The sequence below is a fragment of the candidate division WOR-3 bacterium genome (assembly GCA_039801085.1).
In the GTDB taxonomy this organism is placed as follows: domain Bacteria; phylum Hydrothermota; class Tepidihabitantia; order Tepidihabitantales; family Tepidihabitantaceae; genus JAOABP01.
This window is the reverse complement of the sequence record JBDRTY010000002.1, coordinates 171,853-186,536: the sequence shown is the minus strand read 5'-3', so window position 1 is coordinate 186,536 and position 14,684 is coordinate 171,853. Positions and strand designations below refer to the sequence as shown.

Here is a 14,684-nt window from a genome sequence, read left to right as displayed (position 1 = left end):
ATCACCGCTGATGTCAAGTTAAGCCCGACCGTGGAGAGGCTGGCAGGAAAGGCTTACTGTTATTGACTCACATTTATAGTGGTTTATATTTATAATCTTGTGAGTCTGTCTTCGGATTCAATCGCACGCAGATACCCGATCAGCACGTTCCGCTGGAGCGAGAACGCTGCCTATTCATTCGGCATCGGCAGGATGAAGGCACGCGAGCCGCTCTTTTTTGACCGCAGCTTCTATAAACGGCTGCTATCAGTTCCCACCGCCCAGGATTTCCTCCGGGAACTTTCCGAAACCCGTTATGCCGAATTCATCGACCGAAACGGGCTGAACAACCCGGCTCAGATCTTTTCCCGGGCAGAGGAGGCGGCTCTGCAGTTCACCCTCGAATATGTCCCGGAGGAGTGGCTGCGGACGGTTCTGATCCTGCCGGTAGCGGTCCTGCGCATCAAGGTGAGCCTGAAGCGACAGCTGGGAGCAGACGAAACACAAATTACCCCACCGGAGTTATTTACCCGCCTGGAGCTGCCGCGGCGGTTGAAAAGCTGGCTTGCGACCCACGGACGCACCGCACTGGAGCGGGCAGAACATAATGGGAATCCGGGATTTGTTGATCTCTATCTTGACCAGCAAGAAATTGAGCTGGCACTGGACTGCTGCCAGCAGCGGGATTTTGCCTGGCATTATTACCGGCTGGCGGCGGACCTGCTTAACCTGAAGATACTACTGCGGTTGCGGTTGATGCCGGAGGTGCCGGAAACCCCGCCCTCTCTTCTGGTAGGGGGAGGCGGTCTGGCATTGGCAGAACTGGCGGCACTGGTCGGCGCTGAAGATGAGGTTTGGACACGGCGGTTCAGGGGAACGGTTTTTGAGGAGCTGGTCCAGCGAGGGCTGGAGGTGAAGATCAACCGCGGGTGGTTTGCCCTCGTGGAACAGAGAGCCCGGCGTCTCCTGGTGGAATTTGTAAATCGAGCGCGCTATGTGGCACTGGGGTATGAACCGGTATTCCGTTTCTACCGGCTCTGGGAGAATGAAATTACGAATCTCCGTCTGATTTACGGTGCGAAGGTAACAGGATTACCCGCCACCGTGGCTGAGGAGCTGGTTGTTTATGCCGACTGAAATTTCCCGGATCGCAGTCGTGGGTCCGGAGGATGTGGTAATGGGAATGGGAGCGGTAGGCGTGGATGTTTTTGCGGTGCAGGAGGGGGATGCGCGCAGCAGGGTGGAAGAGCTGATCCGGGCCGGTTATCAGGTGATTTTCTATACCGATAATCTGGCAGGCGCACTCAAGGATGTGGTTAAAAGGTTTTCGCAGGATGCCCTGCCGTGCATCGTGGCACTGCCATTTTCGGGATTGAAGGATGAGTTCGATCCCCTGGTTCGAGCAGTCACCCGGGCGGTGGGCGCCAATCTGCTCGGTCCGGACAAGGACCGAACCGGCAGAGCCGGGGGAGACATTCCGAAGGAGGAAAGGTATGAGTGAAAATCAGGAAAAGCGGACGCAGTCGGAAGTCGGGACGATCGTCAAGGTATCAGGACCGCTGGTGGTCGCAAAGGGCATGGCGGGCTCAAAGATGTTTGACATGGTACGGGTTTCGGAGCAGAGACTGCTGGGAGAAATAATCGGGCTCGCCGGTGATGAAGCGGCGATTCAGGTTTATGAAGAGACTGCGGGTATCGGACCGGGCGAGCCGGTTTTCCCGAGTCATGAACCGCTCTCGGTGGAACTGGGTCCGGGGCTGATCGAAAGCATCTATGACGGCGTGCAGCGACCTCTCGATGTCGTGCGGAGCGTTGCCGGTGATTTTATCAGCCGGGGTGTGGAGGTCCCGGGTTTGAACCGGGACCGGAAATGGTATTTCAAGCCGGTTGTAAAAGCCGGCTCTGAAGTTGAGCCGGGGGATGTGATCGGCGAAGTTGAGGAAACCACTCTGATCAGACATCGCATCATGGTGCCGCCGGGTGTGGGCGGAGAACTGATAGAAATCCGGGAAGGGGAGTGGAAAATCAGCGATACGGTAGCGGTCCTGCGGACACGGGACCGGACAGTTAATCTGACCATGATGCAGCGCTGGCCGGTGCGGGTCCCCAGACCGGTAAAGGAACGGCTGGCACCGAATATGCCCCTCTTAACCGGACAGCGGGTGATTGACAGTTTCTTTCCGGTGGCAAAGGGTGGTACTGCATGTGTGCCCGGACCGTTCGGTTCCGGCAAGACCGTGATTCAGCATCAGCTGGCGAAGTGGGCGGATGCGGATGTGGTCATTTTTGTCGGCTGCGGCGAACGGGGAAATGAGATGACTGATGTTCTCCTTGAGTTTCCCAAACTTGAAGACCCGAGAAGCGGAGAACCGCTTATGAAACGGACGGTTCTGATCGCCAATACTTCCAATATGCCGGTAGCGGCGCGGGAGGCTTCGGTTTATACTGCGGTCACGATTGGCGAGTATTTCCGGGATATGGGCTATGCAGTGGCGCTGCAGGCAGACTCAACCTCCCGCTGGGCAGAGGCAATGCGCGAGATCTCAGGCCGGCTGGAGGAGATGCCGGGCGAAGAGGGTTATCCGGCATATCTGGCAGGACGGATCGCCGAATTTTATGAGCGGGCAGGACGGGTCCGCTGTCTCGGACGGTATCAGGGCAAGGAGCAGGAGGGGAGCCTGACCGTTATCGGCTCGGTCTCGCCGCCGGGTGGCGATCTTAATGACCCGGTTGTCCAAGCAACGCTGCGGGTGGTAAAGGTTTTCTGGTCGCTGGAGGATAAGCTGGCGTTTGCCCGCCATTTCCCGGCAATTTCCTGGCTCCGCTCCTATTCGCTGTATGCGGAATCACTTGCTCCGGTAATGGACCGGCTGGCGGGTGCGGGGTATGGAGCGAACTGCCGCGAGGCACTCGCACTATTGCAGCGGGAGGCAGAACTGGAGGAGGTGGTGCGACTGGTGGGCAAGGATACGCTGGGCGGAAACGAACGACTGATTCTTGAGGCCGCCCGGTCAATCCGGGAAGATTTTCTCCATCAGAATGCGTTTGATCCGGTAGACAGTTTCAGTTCCCTGAAAAAACAGGCGCTGATCCTGGAAATGATCCTCCGGTTTTATCACGGTGCCCGGCAGGCACTGGAACGGGGCGATGACATTAACCGGGTTGAAAGGCTGCCGGTCCGGGAGAAAATCGCCCGGATGAAGTTTCTGGAAGAATCGGAGCTGGAGACCCGCTTTAAAGAAATTGAAGCTGAGCTCGAAGCCGAGCTAAGGGGGGCGGTATGATTAAAGAGTACCGGAGTGTGAGTTCGGTTTCCGGACCACTGCTCGTTGTTGAAGGCGTAAGCGGGGTGAAGTATGCCGAGCTGGTGGAAATCAGACTGCCATCAGGGGAAAGACGCCGCGGCCAGGTTCTGGAGGTGAACCGCGACCGGGCGCTGGTGCAGGTATTTGAGGGAACAAGAGGAATTGATGTGCCGAAGGCTGGGGTGCGGTTTCTGGGCCGGGGTATTGAACTGGCGGTTTCCGAGGAAATGCTGGGACGGGTTTTTGACGGCTTGGGTGCGCCGCGCGATGGTGGGCCACCGATCATTCCGAAACAGCGGCTCGATATCAACGGCGCACCAATTAACCCCTGCGCCCGCGAGTACCCGAATGAATTTATTCAAACCGGTATCTCGGCGATCGACGGACTGAATACCCTCGTCCGCGGTCAGAAACTGCCGATTTTCTCCGGCACCGGTCTGCCCCATAACCGGCTGGCAGCCCAGATCGCCCGTCAGGCAAAAGTACTGGGGAAAGAGGAAAAGTTTGCAGTTGTATTTGCAGCAATGGGCATCACCTTTGAGGAGGCGCAGTTCTTCATTGATGACTTTACCCGCTCCGGTGCATTATCCAGAACCGTACTGTTTCTGAATCTCGCCGATGAACCGGCAATCGAACGGATCGCCACACCCCGGACCGCTCTCACCTGCGCCGAGTATCTGGCATTTGAGCTGGGAATGCATGTTCTGGTAATTCTCACTGATATGACCAATTACTGTGAGGCGCTGCGGGAAATTTCTGCCGCCCGGAAGGAGGTGCCGGGCCGACGGGGGTATCCGGGTTATCTTTACACCGATCTGGCATCAATTTATGAGCGCTGCGGCCGGATCAAGGGCCGGAGCGGTTCAATTACGATGATCCCGATTCTCACCATGCCCGAAGATGACAAGACCCATCCCATCCCCGATTTAACCGGTTATATCACTGAGGGACAGATTATCCTTTCCCGGGCAATGCATCTGAAGAACATCGCACCGCCCATCGATGTCCTGCCTTCCCTCTCCCGGCTGAAGGATAAGGGAATCGGCGCCGGCAAGACGCGTGAGGATCATGCGGATCTGTTCAATCAGCTCTACGCCTGCTATGCCCGGGGCAAGGAAGCGGAGGAGCTGCAGGTAATTCTGGGCGAAGCAGCGCTGACCGAGATGGACCGGAGGTATATCGAATTTGCCCGGACTTTCGAACGGCGCTATATCGCCCAGGGGGAGTATGAAGACCGCTCAATTGAGACGACACTGAATCTCGGCTGGGAGCTTCTGTCGGCGTTCCCGAAGTCAGAACTCAAACGGGTCCGGCCGGCACTGCTGGAAAAGTACTACCCGGAGTAACCGGCACACTGCCTGAATTCCCCGACTAACTTTTATTGACAAAACCACCGGTCAGCATACTATTTGAACGGGAGTCTTGGTTGATGCCCGAACGGAAGAAAAAAAGATCCCGGGGACTGATCTTTAAAAACATCAGTATCCAGCCCGGTGATATTATCATCACGCTGGACCTCGCGGGCAGAATTGTTGAGGTTAATGAGGAGACACACCGGACACTGGGGTTGAGCAGGGAGGAACTGCTGGGCATGCCCTGGAGCGGTCTGTTCCCGGATTCGGGCCTGAATGTTAAAACGGTTCTGGCGGGTCGGGATTTTGCGAATGGCTTTGAATTCATCCGAAAGGACGGCATCAGTATGAGTCTTTATTTCTTTGCTACCGTCGGACTGGATGAATCAGGCACTCCGGCCGGTATCGTCTGCATCGGCCGGGATGTGACACCATTCTGGCAGCCGACTGAGAAGGCACTGCAGGTGGAAAGAAAGTACCAGGCGGTCTTACGGCTGTCAAAGGATGCCATCGTTGTTCTCTCCACCCGCGGCCAGATTCAGGAGGCAAACGCCGCGGCCGCCGCCATCACCGGCCTGAACATGGAACAGCTGCTCAATCAACCCGTAGACCGGTTTATCCATCCCGAAGAGCGCCTTACCCTCGCCCGCTTCGGGCGCCGGTTATTACGCAAAGGCAGCGGTGAAATCACCCTGCATATTCTGGATCACCAGGGAAGGGAGAGGACCTTACAGGTGAAGGCGGAACTGCTGCCCTCCCCGACTGAGCAGCTGATCTACGCGCTCTGCCGTGATGTTACCGCGGAACTTGAGCTGCGGGCGGAAGTCAGAAAGCACGCACTGCTGGTGGAAAAACTTTTTGACGCCGAATCCGCCGCCATATTTCTGGAAAAGATGGATGGCACCGTCATCCGGATCAACCGTGCCGCCCCCCGCCTGTTCCGACTGCCGGAATCTGAAATTACCGGCAGACGCCTGCGTGACATTGTCCCTGCCGATGTTGCGGTAATTCTGCCCCAGATGCGCACCGCCATTCTGGATAAGCGGCAGTTTCAGGCGGAAATCTACACCCGGCGCCGGGACGGCCGGCCGCTCTGGCTGCTTTTGAGCAACGCCCTGGTGGAGCTTGAGGACGAAACGCTGATCCTTACGATCGCTCGTGATATCACCGAAGAAAAGCAGGCGCTGTTGGAACTCCGGGAGAATGAAGCCCGGCTCCGGCTTCTGCTCAACCAGGTTCCGGCGCTGATCTGGACGACCGACACCAGACTCACATGCACCTCGGCAATCGGTTCCGGTATCCACAGCCTGACAACTCAACCGGGAACTTTTGTCGGCAGCCGGGTGACCGCCATTTTCGGCAACCGGCCGGATATCGACAACCTGCTTGAGCGGGCGCTCCAAGGGGAATCGGTGCAGTTTGAATTTATCCAGGGCGAACAATATTATCTCGCCCTGGTGGAACCGCTGCGCGGGCTGGACGGCGAGCTGCTGGGCACTGTAGGTCTGGCCCATGATGTTACCGATTACCGGATAATTGAGCGCCAGCTCAAGGAAAGCCTGAATAACTATCAGACCCTGATTGACATCGCTCCGATAACAATTGCAGTCCACCAGCAGGGCAGAATCGTCATGATCAACCGCACCGGTGCCCGCATGCTCGGCTACGATGAACCGGCAGAACTGCTCGGTATGAGCGTAGTTGAATTTGTCCATCCCGACGACTGGCCGCTTGCGGTCAAACGGATCCGCACCGCCCTCGAAAAGGGAACGAGCAACCCGCCGGTCAGGGAAAGGCTCAGACGCCGTGATGGCAGTTACATTTTAGTTGAGGTTCGGAACGCACCCCTCACTTGGCAGGGGCAGCCGGCAATCATGGTGGTCGCTCAGGATTTAAGCGAACGGGAAAAACTCAGCCGTCAGGTCCAGGAGATGCTCTCGCACACCCGGGCAATCCTGGAATACTCACCCCATGGCATCGCTGCCGAGCATGAGGGCAGAATTGTTTACGCCAATCCGAGATTTGCCGAGCTGTTCGGCTATGAGCTCAATGAGGTGATCGGCAAACCGGTAGTGGAGCTGGTTGCCGAATCGGAGCGGGAACGGATTACCGGATATCTCCAGGCGCGGAAGGAGGGCAAACCGGCACCCAATGAGTATCAGTTTGACGGGCTGATGCGGGATGGCACGATTCGCCGCCTGCAGATCAAAGTCACCACCTATCGCATCAATGAACAGCTGATTGTCCTTGGCTTTGTGACCCCAGCTGACAAAGGACCAGGGTAACTGCCCCGCAAGCCGCCAGTATCTTAAAGATCATTCGCCAGCAGAAACCGATACCCTGCCGGGAACTGCCACCCCGGTTGCGGACAGTTCAAACCGGCATCATTTCATAACTTTCGGCGTAGCTCTAACTTGCCAAAAACGGCCATTGTGAGCCGGTGTAAAAATGTGAAATCTGGCACTTCGTATGACTCTAATTTATTGGGGAAATCAGAACTTTGCCGGCTCAAACAGCTCGCTGCTTGACTTTTGACTGTAACCGGCTATTTATTTACTGTGAACCGCCACCTGCTGGTTTTCCTGGTGCTTTTAACCTCCCTTGCCGGTGTCTGCGACCGTCTGCCCGAACGTCAATGGGAACGGGGTGCATTTGAGCCGATCGGCGGCAAACCCTACGAACTGCCTGCCGGACTTGAGCTCCGGTATATTACCGGTGCCGACTCGGAGATCCCGAGTTCGTTTCTGCCCCTTGAGCTTTCGGTGCTTAATAACACCACCCGGCGCATCCCGGTTATCATGCCGGCAGGTCTGGTTTTTTCGCCCAACAGCCCGGAGTATCAGTATATGATGCTTTTACAGCAGTTTTCCTTCTCGGTGCCGCCGGAGCAGGACACAACCGTTCTTTTACCGACCTATTGTGCGAACGAAAACCTAGACGAACCGGATGATGAATCCTTTTATGAAATTGCGATTCAGGTCTGGGAGCGGGAGCTGAATGAGCTTTTTGAACTCCTGAAAGACAAGCACCTTGATTACGAAGAGGCGGTAGAGCTGGCACAGGAGGCGTTGTTTGAAATCACCGATGGCGAAGGGCTTACCGACTCAACCCGGGTTAAGCTTCAAAACCTCCCCTGACCGAAACATGTCCGCAACCGCCGCTGCATCCCGCCGGCTGATTCTCGCTCTCATCCTGCTGTTTACTGCCTGCGACGAACTCCTGATCCCGACCGACTTTGAACCCACCGGCAGTCCCTTCAGCCTCAATCCCGGAATTACACTCATCGCCATCGCTGGTGACCGGCATCATTTCAGTCCTAATGGACTCTACTCGCTGGCACTTGTTGCCCGGGCGAACAACTCTGCCTATGCGTCTGACACTCTGCCCGGAGGTCTGCTCTTTACCTCCAGCAGGAACTCCACTCAGCACATGATTATGCTTAAGGACCATCCGGTCACCTTCAGCACCAATAACACCACCGTCGTACTCGGGGTCTTCTGCTGTAACCGACGCCGGCTCATTCCGGCAGAAAGCGATACCTTCACCCTCGGTCCCCTGACTGATAATCCGGAACTGCGGCAGCTGGCGGAAATGGTCCGGCACAAGCGGATCAGCGAAAACCTGGGCATGGTCCAGCGGGCGGTCTGGATGGTTACCGACTCCACCGGACTGACTCAGGCATATATTGACTCAATCCGCGCCCTGCCGGACGAATAGCATCATTCCCATTCAATTGTTGCCGGCGGTTTGGATGAAATATCATAAACAACCCGGTTAACACCGCGGACCTCATTAGTGATCCGCCGGGCGATCCGGGCAAGCAGCTCCTCAGGCAATCGTGCCCAGTCGGCGGTCATGGCGTCGGTTGAGGTCACTGCCCGCAGTGCCACCACATGCTCATAGGTCCGCTCATCACCCATCACTCCGACCGACCGCACCGGCAGCAGTACCGCCAGCGCCTGCCAGACCCGATGATACCAGCCGGATCTCTTCAGCTCGCTGATGAAAATATGATCCGCCTGGCGTACCATTTCCAGCCGCTCCGGAGTAATCCTGCCAATGATCCGCACCGCCAGACCCGGACCGGGAAAGGGATGACGGTTGAGAATGGAACCGGGAATCCCCAGCGCCTGCCCCAGCTTCCGCACCTCATCCTTGAACAGCTCCTTGAGCGGTTCAATCAGTTCAAACCTGAGGTCTGCGGGCAGACCACCGACATTGTGATGGGTCTTGATCGTGGCTGACGGACCGCCCCGGGCGGAGCGGGATTCAATCAAATCCGGATACAGCGTCCCCTGAGCCAGAAACCGGATTCCACCCACCTCTTCTGCCACCGCTTCAAAAACCCGGATGAATTCCCGGCCAATGATCCGGCGCTTCCGTTCCGGAGCAACGACACCCTCCAGACTGCTCAGAAATTGCCTCCGGGCATCAAACACGCGCACCGGCAGAAACTTTTTAAGCATTCTGGGCACCGCCTCCGCCTCTCCAAGGCGCAACAACCCCGTGTCCACAAACACCGCAATCAGCCGGCGGCCGAGCACACGATAGAGCAGAACCGCCATTACCGTTGAATCCACTCCGCCCGAAACCGCACACAGCACCCGCTCCCGGCCCACCTGCTGGCGGATTAATGCACTCTGCTCCTCAATAAAGTTTTTCATCGTCCAGCTGCGCCGGCACCCGCAGATTTTGAACAGAAAATTCGCCAGGATATCTTTCCCCAGCGGTGTATGCTCAACTTCGGGATGAAACTGCACCCCGTAAATCTGCCGGCTTTCGTCCGCCATCGCTGCCACAGCGCCCGAGCTGGTATCGCCCAGCGCTGCGAAACCAGCGGGCAGCCGGCGCACTGAATCACCATGACTCATCCAGACCGGAAAACTGGCGGGCAAACCATCAAAGAGCGGTGACCGCCGGCTCCGGACAAACCGGCTGGGTCCGTATTCCCGCAGCTCGGACCCGATTCTGCCGCCAAGCAGCTGGGCGGTCACCTGCATCCCGTAGCAGATCCCCAGGATCGGGACCCCCAGACGAAAAATTCCCGGATCCGGCTTGGGTGCCCGGTGATCGCTGACGCTTGCCGGACCGCCGGAAAGAATAAGCCCGCGTGCACCCCTTGATAAAATTTCTGAAGGGGCAACATTGAAGGATACAATTTCGGCGTAGACCCCGAGCTCGCGGACCCGCCGGCAGATCAGCTGGGTATACTGCGAGCCGAAGTCAAGGATTAAAATCCGGTCCAAACTACTTCACCGGTCTTGGTTCGGGGAGAGTATCAGAAACCAGAAGTTCGCAGATCCCGCTTGCCCGACCGTAAATCATGATACACTTGCGGTAAAGATCATTGGCACTCTTTTTGGTCCTTGCCTGGCGCCACTGTTCCACTGCCAGCTTCAGCTCCCGGATTTTATCCTCAAGCACCGCCAGCTCCCGCTCCCGGATTATCCGTTCAGTTAAAGGTGCGCTGGCAATCCGGCTGCGGACCCCTTTTGCCTGCCTTTCCAGCTCCTCAATCCGAGTGATATAGGCCCGGATCGAATCGGTTCCCGCCTCAAAATCGGGCAGGACATCAACCTGCTGGCGCCGTGCCTGAGCAAAGTAAAATATCAGATAGCCCAGCAGTACTCCGCCGAGCAGCACCAGCACCAGAAATATCCCTCTCATCATTACCTCCTTCTATAACGACTATCCCGACCGCCTCTTCACTACGATATTCACCAGCCGGTCCGGCACATAGATGAACCGGTCCACCTCATCCCCCTGAATGTAATTCATAACCGCCGGACTGGCAAACACTGCTGACCGCACCTCAGCCTCTGAGCTTCCCCGCTTCACCATAACCCTTGCCCGCAGCTTCCCGTTAATCTGAACCGGTATCTCAATGGTATCAAATACCAGAAATTGCTCGTCATATGCCGGTATCCGCTCATTGAAAATTGAACCCCGGTCCGGATGGAACCAGTGCCACAGCTCCTCGGCAAGGTGGGGCGCAAATGGCGCCAGCAGATAGATAAACCGCTTCAGGGCAAAGCCGAAAACCGGCGACCGGCGCTCTGAAAAACTGTAGAGCCGGTTGAGAAACTCCATCAGCGCACTGATTGCGGTATTAAACTGAAACGCCTCTGCATCCTTAAGCACCTTCTGATGGGTCTGATTGAGATAGATATACAGCTCCCGCTCCTCATCAGAAAACTCCGCCGGTTCGAGCCTCTCGGGAATTGCCGCCGGATCAAAAACACCCGACTCCCGGCACTCCTCATACAACCGCCAAACCCGGGCAAGAAACCGCTTCACCCCGGTTACCAGTTCGTTCGTCCACTCCATCGGCTTTTCCGGTGGTGCGGCAAAAAGCACCGCCAGCCGGGCACAGTCGGCACCATGCTCCTCAACGAAGGGACCGACCCACACCCCGTGCTTTTTCGAGGAGGACATCGTTTTGCCCTCAAGTGAAACCATCCCCTGCGTCCTCAGCACCCGGCACGGCTCCCGCACCGAGAGCATCCCCATATCTGCCAGCACCCGGGTAAAGAAGCGGAAGAAAATCAGATGGCCGCAGGCATGCTCAATCCCGCCGATATACTCATCAATCGGCAGCCACTTGTCTGCCTTCTCCCGGGCAAACGGCAGCCGGTCGTTACGGGGATCGGTGTAGCGCAGGTGGTACCAGGAGGAATCAACAAAGGTGTCCATCGTATCCGGATCGCGCTGCGCCGGGCCACCGCATTTCGGACAGGTGGTATTGATAAACTCCTCCACTCCGGCAAGCACCGACTTTCCCTTAGGCTTGTAATCCTTCACCTCCGGTGGCAGCAGCACCGGCAACTGCTCATCCGGCACCGGCACGATCCCGCAATGCTCACAGTGAATCATCGGAATCGGCGTCCCCCAGTAACGCTGCCGGGAAATGAGCCAGTCTTTGAGCCGGTACTGCACCTTCCGCCGGCCCAGCCCGTGCCGCTCCAGATACTCAATCACCCGCTCAATTCCCTCCTCAGACCAGAGCCCGTCAAACTGCCCGGAATTCACCATCACGCCCGGCTCGGTATAGGCGGCGGTCATACGCGCCGGGTCCAGCCTTTCTCCCTTGGGCTCAATCACCACCCTGATTGGCAGCCCGTATTTACGGGCAAACTCAAAATCCCGCTGATCATGTGCCGGCACCGCCATCACCATTCCGGTTCCATAACCTGCCAGCACAAAATCGGCAATGTATACCGGCACCCTTTCCCGGGTCAGCGGATTAACGGCATACCTGCCGGTAAAAACCCCCTCCTTCTGCCGGTCCGCGGCGATACGGACAAACTCCGGCTCCAATAGCACCCGCTCACAAAACTCCCGCACCGCTCCTTCCTGCGCTGTCCCCTTGGCAATCGTCTCCGCCAGCGGTGCATCTGGTGCCAGCGCCAGGAAAGTAACTCCGTAAAGCGTATCGGGTCTGGTGGTAAAAACCGGAACCTTCGTCCCGTCTTCCAGCTCAAAATCAACCTCCACCCCTTCGGACCGGCCGATCCAGTTCCGCTGCATCGTCCGCACACTCTCCGGCCAGCCGGTAAGCTCGTCAATACCCTTCAGCAACTCCTCGGCGTACTGCGTAATCCGGAAAAACCACTGGGTCAGCTTCTTCTTCTCGATCGGAGTCGCACAGCTTGAACGGTAACACCGCCCCTCAACCACCTGCTCATTTGCCAGAACAGTCTGACAGCGCGGGCACCAGTTGACATAAGCCTCTTTCCGGTATGCCAGCCCCCGCTCATAAAACCGGATAAACAGCCACTGATTCCAGCGGTAATACTCGGGCAGACAGGTTGTCACCTCCCGGTCCCAGTCATACCCGATTCCCAGAAGCTTCAGATTCCGCTTGCACAGATTGATCGAATCAAAGGTCCACACCCACGGCGGAATGTTGTGTTCAATTGCCGCATTCTCTGCCGGCAGTCCGAAGGCATCCCAGCCGAACGGATGCAGTACATCATAACCCTGCATCTTCCGCAGCCGGCAGATACAGTCGCCGATCGTATAATTTCGCGCATGACCCATATGCATATCGCCGGAGGGATAAAGAAACATCACCAGGACATAATACTTGTTTTTCGGGTCGGAGCTGGTCTTGAAAACCCCTTTCTCCTCCCAGAACAGCTGCCAGCGCCTTTCAATCTCCCGTACCGGATAATCGCTCATGACCATTCACCTCCTGAAAACAAAATTTTTCATATTCTCATCACCGGGATCTTCCAACCACACCGCCCCCGGTCTGTTTTACCCGCGAACCGCAGCACCGCACCGTCCACAGATCCAGCATGGCAAAAACCTCCCGGTTCCCAAGCAGCAGACCGAGATCCACCCGGAAAAGCTCCTCCAGCGCCCGGTCGATCTCCTCCAGCTGCCACTTGTGCGGCGCATTTCGGGGGCACCGCCAGAGGCGTGTCGGTGCCATTTCCCCCCGTTTCACCGCCAGCAGATCAAGCAGCGCCGGTGCCAGCCAGCCGATTATCTTCTTCGGCTCCTCACCCAGCGCCTCCAGCCGGCGCAAGGTGCTCAGCGCCGCTGCGGGGCGCCGATCCAGACACTGCCAGACATAATCCCGCAATTCAAACACCCGGGTGGAACTGGCATACTGGCGGATACAGTCAACCGTAACCCTTACCTGACGCCCCGGTTCTCCGGCAGGATTGAGGGCGGTTTTCAGCTTCTCAAGCTCACCCTTCAGCAGCACCGGATCCTCTCCGGCAATCGCAACCAGCATCATACTTGCCTCCCGACCCAGTTCCAGCCCCAACCCCCTTGCCCAGCGCTGAACCTGTATCAGGAGCGCATCGGCGTGTGCCCCTTCCGCAGCAATCACCCACTGCGCCAAACCGGCCTCTCGGAACATCCGTTGCAGCTCCCGGACTTTACTCTGCTCCCCGCTGCCGATTACGACCACCGTTACGGAATCCGGCACCACCTTTAACCCGGTACAGAACTCTTCAAGCAATCTGCTTCCTAACAGCTCCAGATGCCGGACCACCACCAGCCGGCGCCGGGCGGCAACCGGCGGCTGATGCAACCGCTGCAAAAACACCGGCAGCGCCAGCCCCTCGGACCGGCCCAGCTCGCCGGCATTCACACTCTCATAATCAAAAGCCTCCAGCCCGGGAGCCAGCACCCTCTTTTTAAGCTCCTCAATTACCTCATCACTTGCTGTCAGATCCGCGCCGAGAAAAATATAAACCGGCCGCACCCGGCCCTGTCTGATTTCGCTTAAAACTTCTGCCGGCATAACCATCAATTTTAATTCAATTTCGGCGGTGGTCAACCTCCAGCCACTGGCGGTTATACTTTCTCTCCAGCTCCCGAAACTGATCCAGCATCAGCCGGTTGATCCGCTCAATCTCGCGCTTCAGCTCCGCATCGCTCACTCTTCCGTGGCACCGGGGAAATATCGGCTCGCCAACCGCCAGAATGATATTCCGGTTCAGCAGATTCCCGACTACCGAAAAAAACCCCTCCCAGGCTTCATTCAGCCACGGTTTGGAATAGGGAACCGGCCCCTTCTTCAACCCACTTACATAAACGGGCAGGACCGGAACACCGGCGCGCACCGCCAGCCAGGCAGTTCCGTTATAGACCTTCTCAATCCGTCCCTGCCGATTCAGCTCCCCCTCGGGATAGATGCCGATTGTCTTCCCCTGCTTCAGCAGCTGAATACTCCGGCGCAGACTTGCCACATTATCCTCACCGCCGCCCTTATTCACCGGCATGGTGTCACACAGATTCCGCATCCAGAATCCGACAAACCGGGACCGGAACCACCTTGCCCAGGCGAGAAAAAAGATCCTTGTTCTCAATCCGATCTGAATCACAATTGAGTCGGCACCGGTCAGATGATTTGCCGCCACAATCAGCCCGCTGCGCATCGGCAAAGCAATCTTGTCCCGGCCCAGGACCTGCACCCGGATCAGAAGCCCGTAAATTTTCAGCAGCAGATCTTTAATTCTGAACCACAGCCAGCGACTCAACTCCATAACTGCCCGCAGTAATTTTAGGGGGAAAAATCGGCTCGGTC

Annotated in this window: 12 protein-coding genes; 7 read left to right on the top strand and 5 right to left on the bottom strand. The window is 57.1% G+C overall.

The window, feature by feature from the left end:
* Positions 1–99 precede the first annotated feature (99 nt).
* The 7 genes from ABIK48_05130 to ABIK48_05100 all read left to right on the top strand — a co-directional run bounded on the left by ABIK48_05130 (position 100) and on the right by ABIK48_05100 (position 8,353).
* Positions 100–1,116 carry a V-type ATPase subunit gene (locus ABIK48_05130; protein ID MEO0021540.1) on the top strand — a complete coding sequence of 339 codons (1,017 nt, stop codon included), beginning with the start codon at positions 100–102 and terminating at the stop codon, positions 1,114–1,116.
* The gene (locus tag ABIK48_05125; protein ID MEO0021539.1) at positions 1,106–1,480 is read left to right on the top strand and encodes a V-type ATP synthase subunit F; all 375 of its coding nucleotides are present in this window, start codon (positions 1,106–1,108) and stop codon (positions 1,478–1,480) included. The genes ABIK48_05130 and ABIK48_05125 overlap by 11 nt, the downstream gene beginning before the upstream one ends.
* A complete protein-coding gene (locus tag ABIK48_05120) occupies positions 1,473–3,263 on the top strand; it encodes a V-type ATP synthase subunit A (protein MEO0021538.1) in 1,791 nt (596 codons plus the stop codon). Before ABIK48_05125 ends, ABIK48_05120 begins: the two co-directional genes overlap by 8 nt.
* Entirely contained in the window at positions 3,260–4,630 is a 1,371-nt protein-coding gene (locus ABIK48_05115; protein ID MEO0021537.1) for a V-type ATP synthase subunit B, read from the top strand. The genes ABIK48_05120 and ABIK48_05115 overlap by 4 nt, the downstream gene beginning before the upstream one ends.
* Positions 4,631–4,713: 83 nt before the next feature.
* Positions 4,714–6,921 carry a PAS domain S-box protein gene (locus ABIK48_05110; protein ID MEO0021536.1) on the top strand — a complete coding sequence of 736 codons (2,208 nt, stop codon included), beginning with the start codon at positions 4,714–4,716 and terminating at the stop codon, positions 6,919–6,921.
* Between the two features lie 273 nt (positions 6,922–7,194).
* Complete coding sequence (locus tag ABIK48_05105) at positions 7,195–7,773, top strand: hypothetical protein (protein ID MEO0021535.1); 579 nt, start codon at positions 7,195–7,197, stop codon at positions 7,771–7,773.
* Entirely contained in the window at positions 7,721–8,353 is a 633-nt protein-coding gene (locus ABIK48_05100) for a hypothetical protein (GenBank protein ID MEO0021534.1), read from the top strand. The genes ABIK48_05105 and ABIK48_05100 overlap by 53 nt, the downstream gene beginning before the upstream one ends.
* 2 nt (positions 8,354–8,355) lie before the next feature.
* On the opposite strand, the gene guaA is transcribed toward ABIK48_05100, so the two are convergent.
* From guaA to ABIK48_05075, 5 genes are read right to left on the bottom strand one after another with little or no spacing between them, the layout of a single operon-like run.
* The gene (gene guaA, locus ABIK48_05095; protein MEO0021533.1) at positions 8,356–9,882 is read right to left on the bottom strand and encodes a glutamine-hydrolyzing GMP synthase; all 1,527 of its coding nucleotides are present in this window, start codon (positions 9,880–9,882) and stop codon (positions 8,356–8,358) included.
* A gap of 1 nt (position 9,883) precedes the next feature.
* Positions 9,884–10,303, bottom strand: coding sequence for a hypothetical protein (locus tag ABIK48_05090; protein MEO0021532.1), 420 nt, complete (start codon positions 10,301–10,303; stop codon positions 9,884–9,886).
* 21 nt (positions 10,304–10,324) lie between these two features.
* Positions 10,325–12,823, bottom strand: a complete 2,499-nt coding sequence (gene leuS / locus ABIK48_05085) for a leucine--tRNA ligase (GenBank protein MEO0021531.1) — start codon at positions 12,821–12,823, stop codon at positions 10,325–10,327.
* Between the two features lie 34 nt (positions 12,824–12,857).
* Positions 12,858–13,898, bottom strand: a complete 1,041-nt coding sequence (locus ABIK48_05080) for a hypothetical protein (GenBank protein ID MEO0021530.1) — start codon at positions 13,896–13,898, stop codon at positions 12,858–12,860.
* Positions 13,899–13,914: 16 nt separating this feature from the next.
* Positions 13,915–14,643, bottom strand: coding sequence for a lysophospholipid acyltransferase family protein (locus ABIK48_05075; GenBank protein ID MEO0021529.1), 729 nt, complete (start codon positions 14,641–14,643; stop codon positions 13,915–13,917).
* Positions 14,644–14,684: the final 41 nt, after the last annotated feature.

Excerpts from the sequence above, each read along its gene's own strand:
- ABIK48_05125 (MEO0021539.1), top strand. The coding sequence starts at position 1,106 with ATGCCGACTGAAATTTCCCGGATCGCAGTCGTGGGTCCGGAGGATGTG.
- ABIK48_05075 (MEO0021529.1), bottom strand. The coding sequence starts at position 14,643 with ATGGAGTTGAGTCGCTGGCTGTGGTTCAGAATTAAAGATCTGCTGCTG.
- ABIK48_05080 (MEO0021530.1), bottom strand. The coding sequence starts at position 13,898 with ATGCCGGCAGAAGTTTTAAGCGAAATCAGACAGGGCCGGGTGCGGCCG.
- ABIK48_05115 (MEO0021537.1), top strand. The coding sequence starts at position 3,260 with ATGATTAAAGAGTACCGGAGTGTGAGTTCGGTTTCCGGACCACTGCTC.
- ABIK48_05090 (MEO0021532.1), bottom strand. The coding sequence starts at position 10,303 with ATGAGAGGGATATTTCTGGTGCTGGTGCTGCTCGGCGGAGTACTGCTG.
- ABIK48_05110 (MEO0021536.1), top strand. The coding sequence starts at position 4,714 with ATGCCCGAACGGAAGAAAAAAAGATCCCGGGGACTGATCTTTAAAAAC.
- ABIK48_05100 (MEO0021534.1), top strand. The coding sequence starts at position 7,721 with ATGGCGAAGGGCTTACCGACTCAACCCGGGTTAAGCTTCAAAACCTCC.
- ABIK48_05120 (MEO0021538.1), top strand. The coding sequence starts at position 1,473 with ATGAGTGAAAATCAGGAAAAGCGGACGCAGTCGGAAGTCGGGACGATC.
- leuS (MEO0021531.1), bottom strand. The coding sequence starts at position 12,823 with ATGGTCATGAGCGATTATCCGGTACGGGAGATTGAAAGGCGCTGGCAG.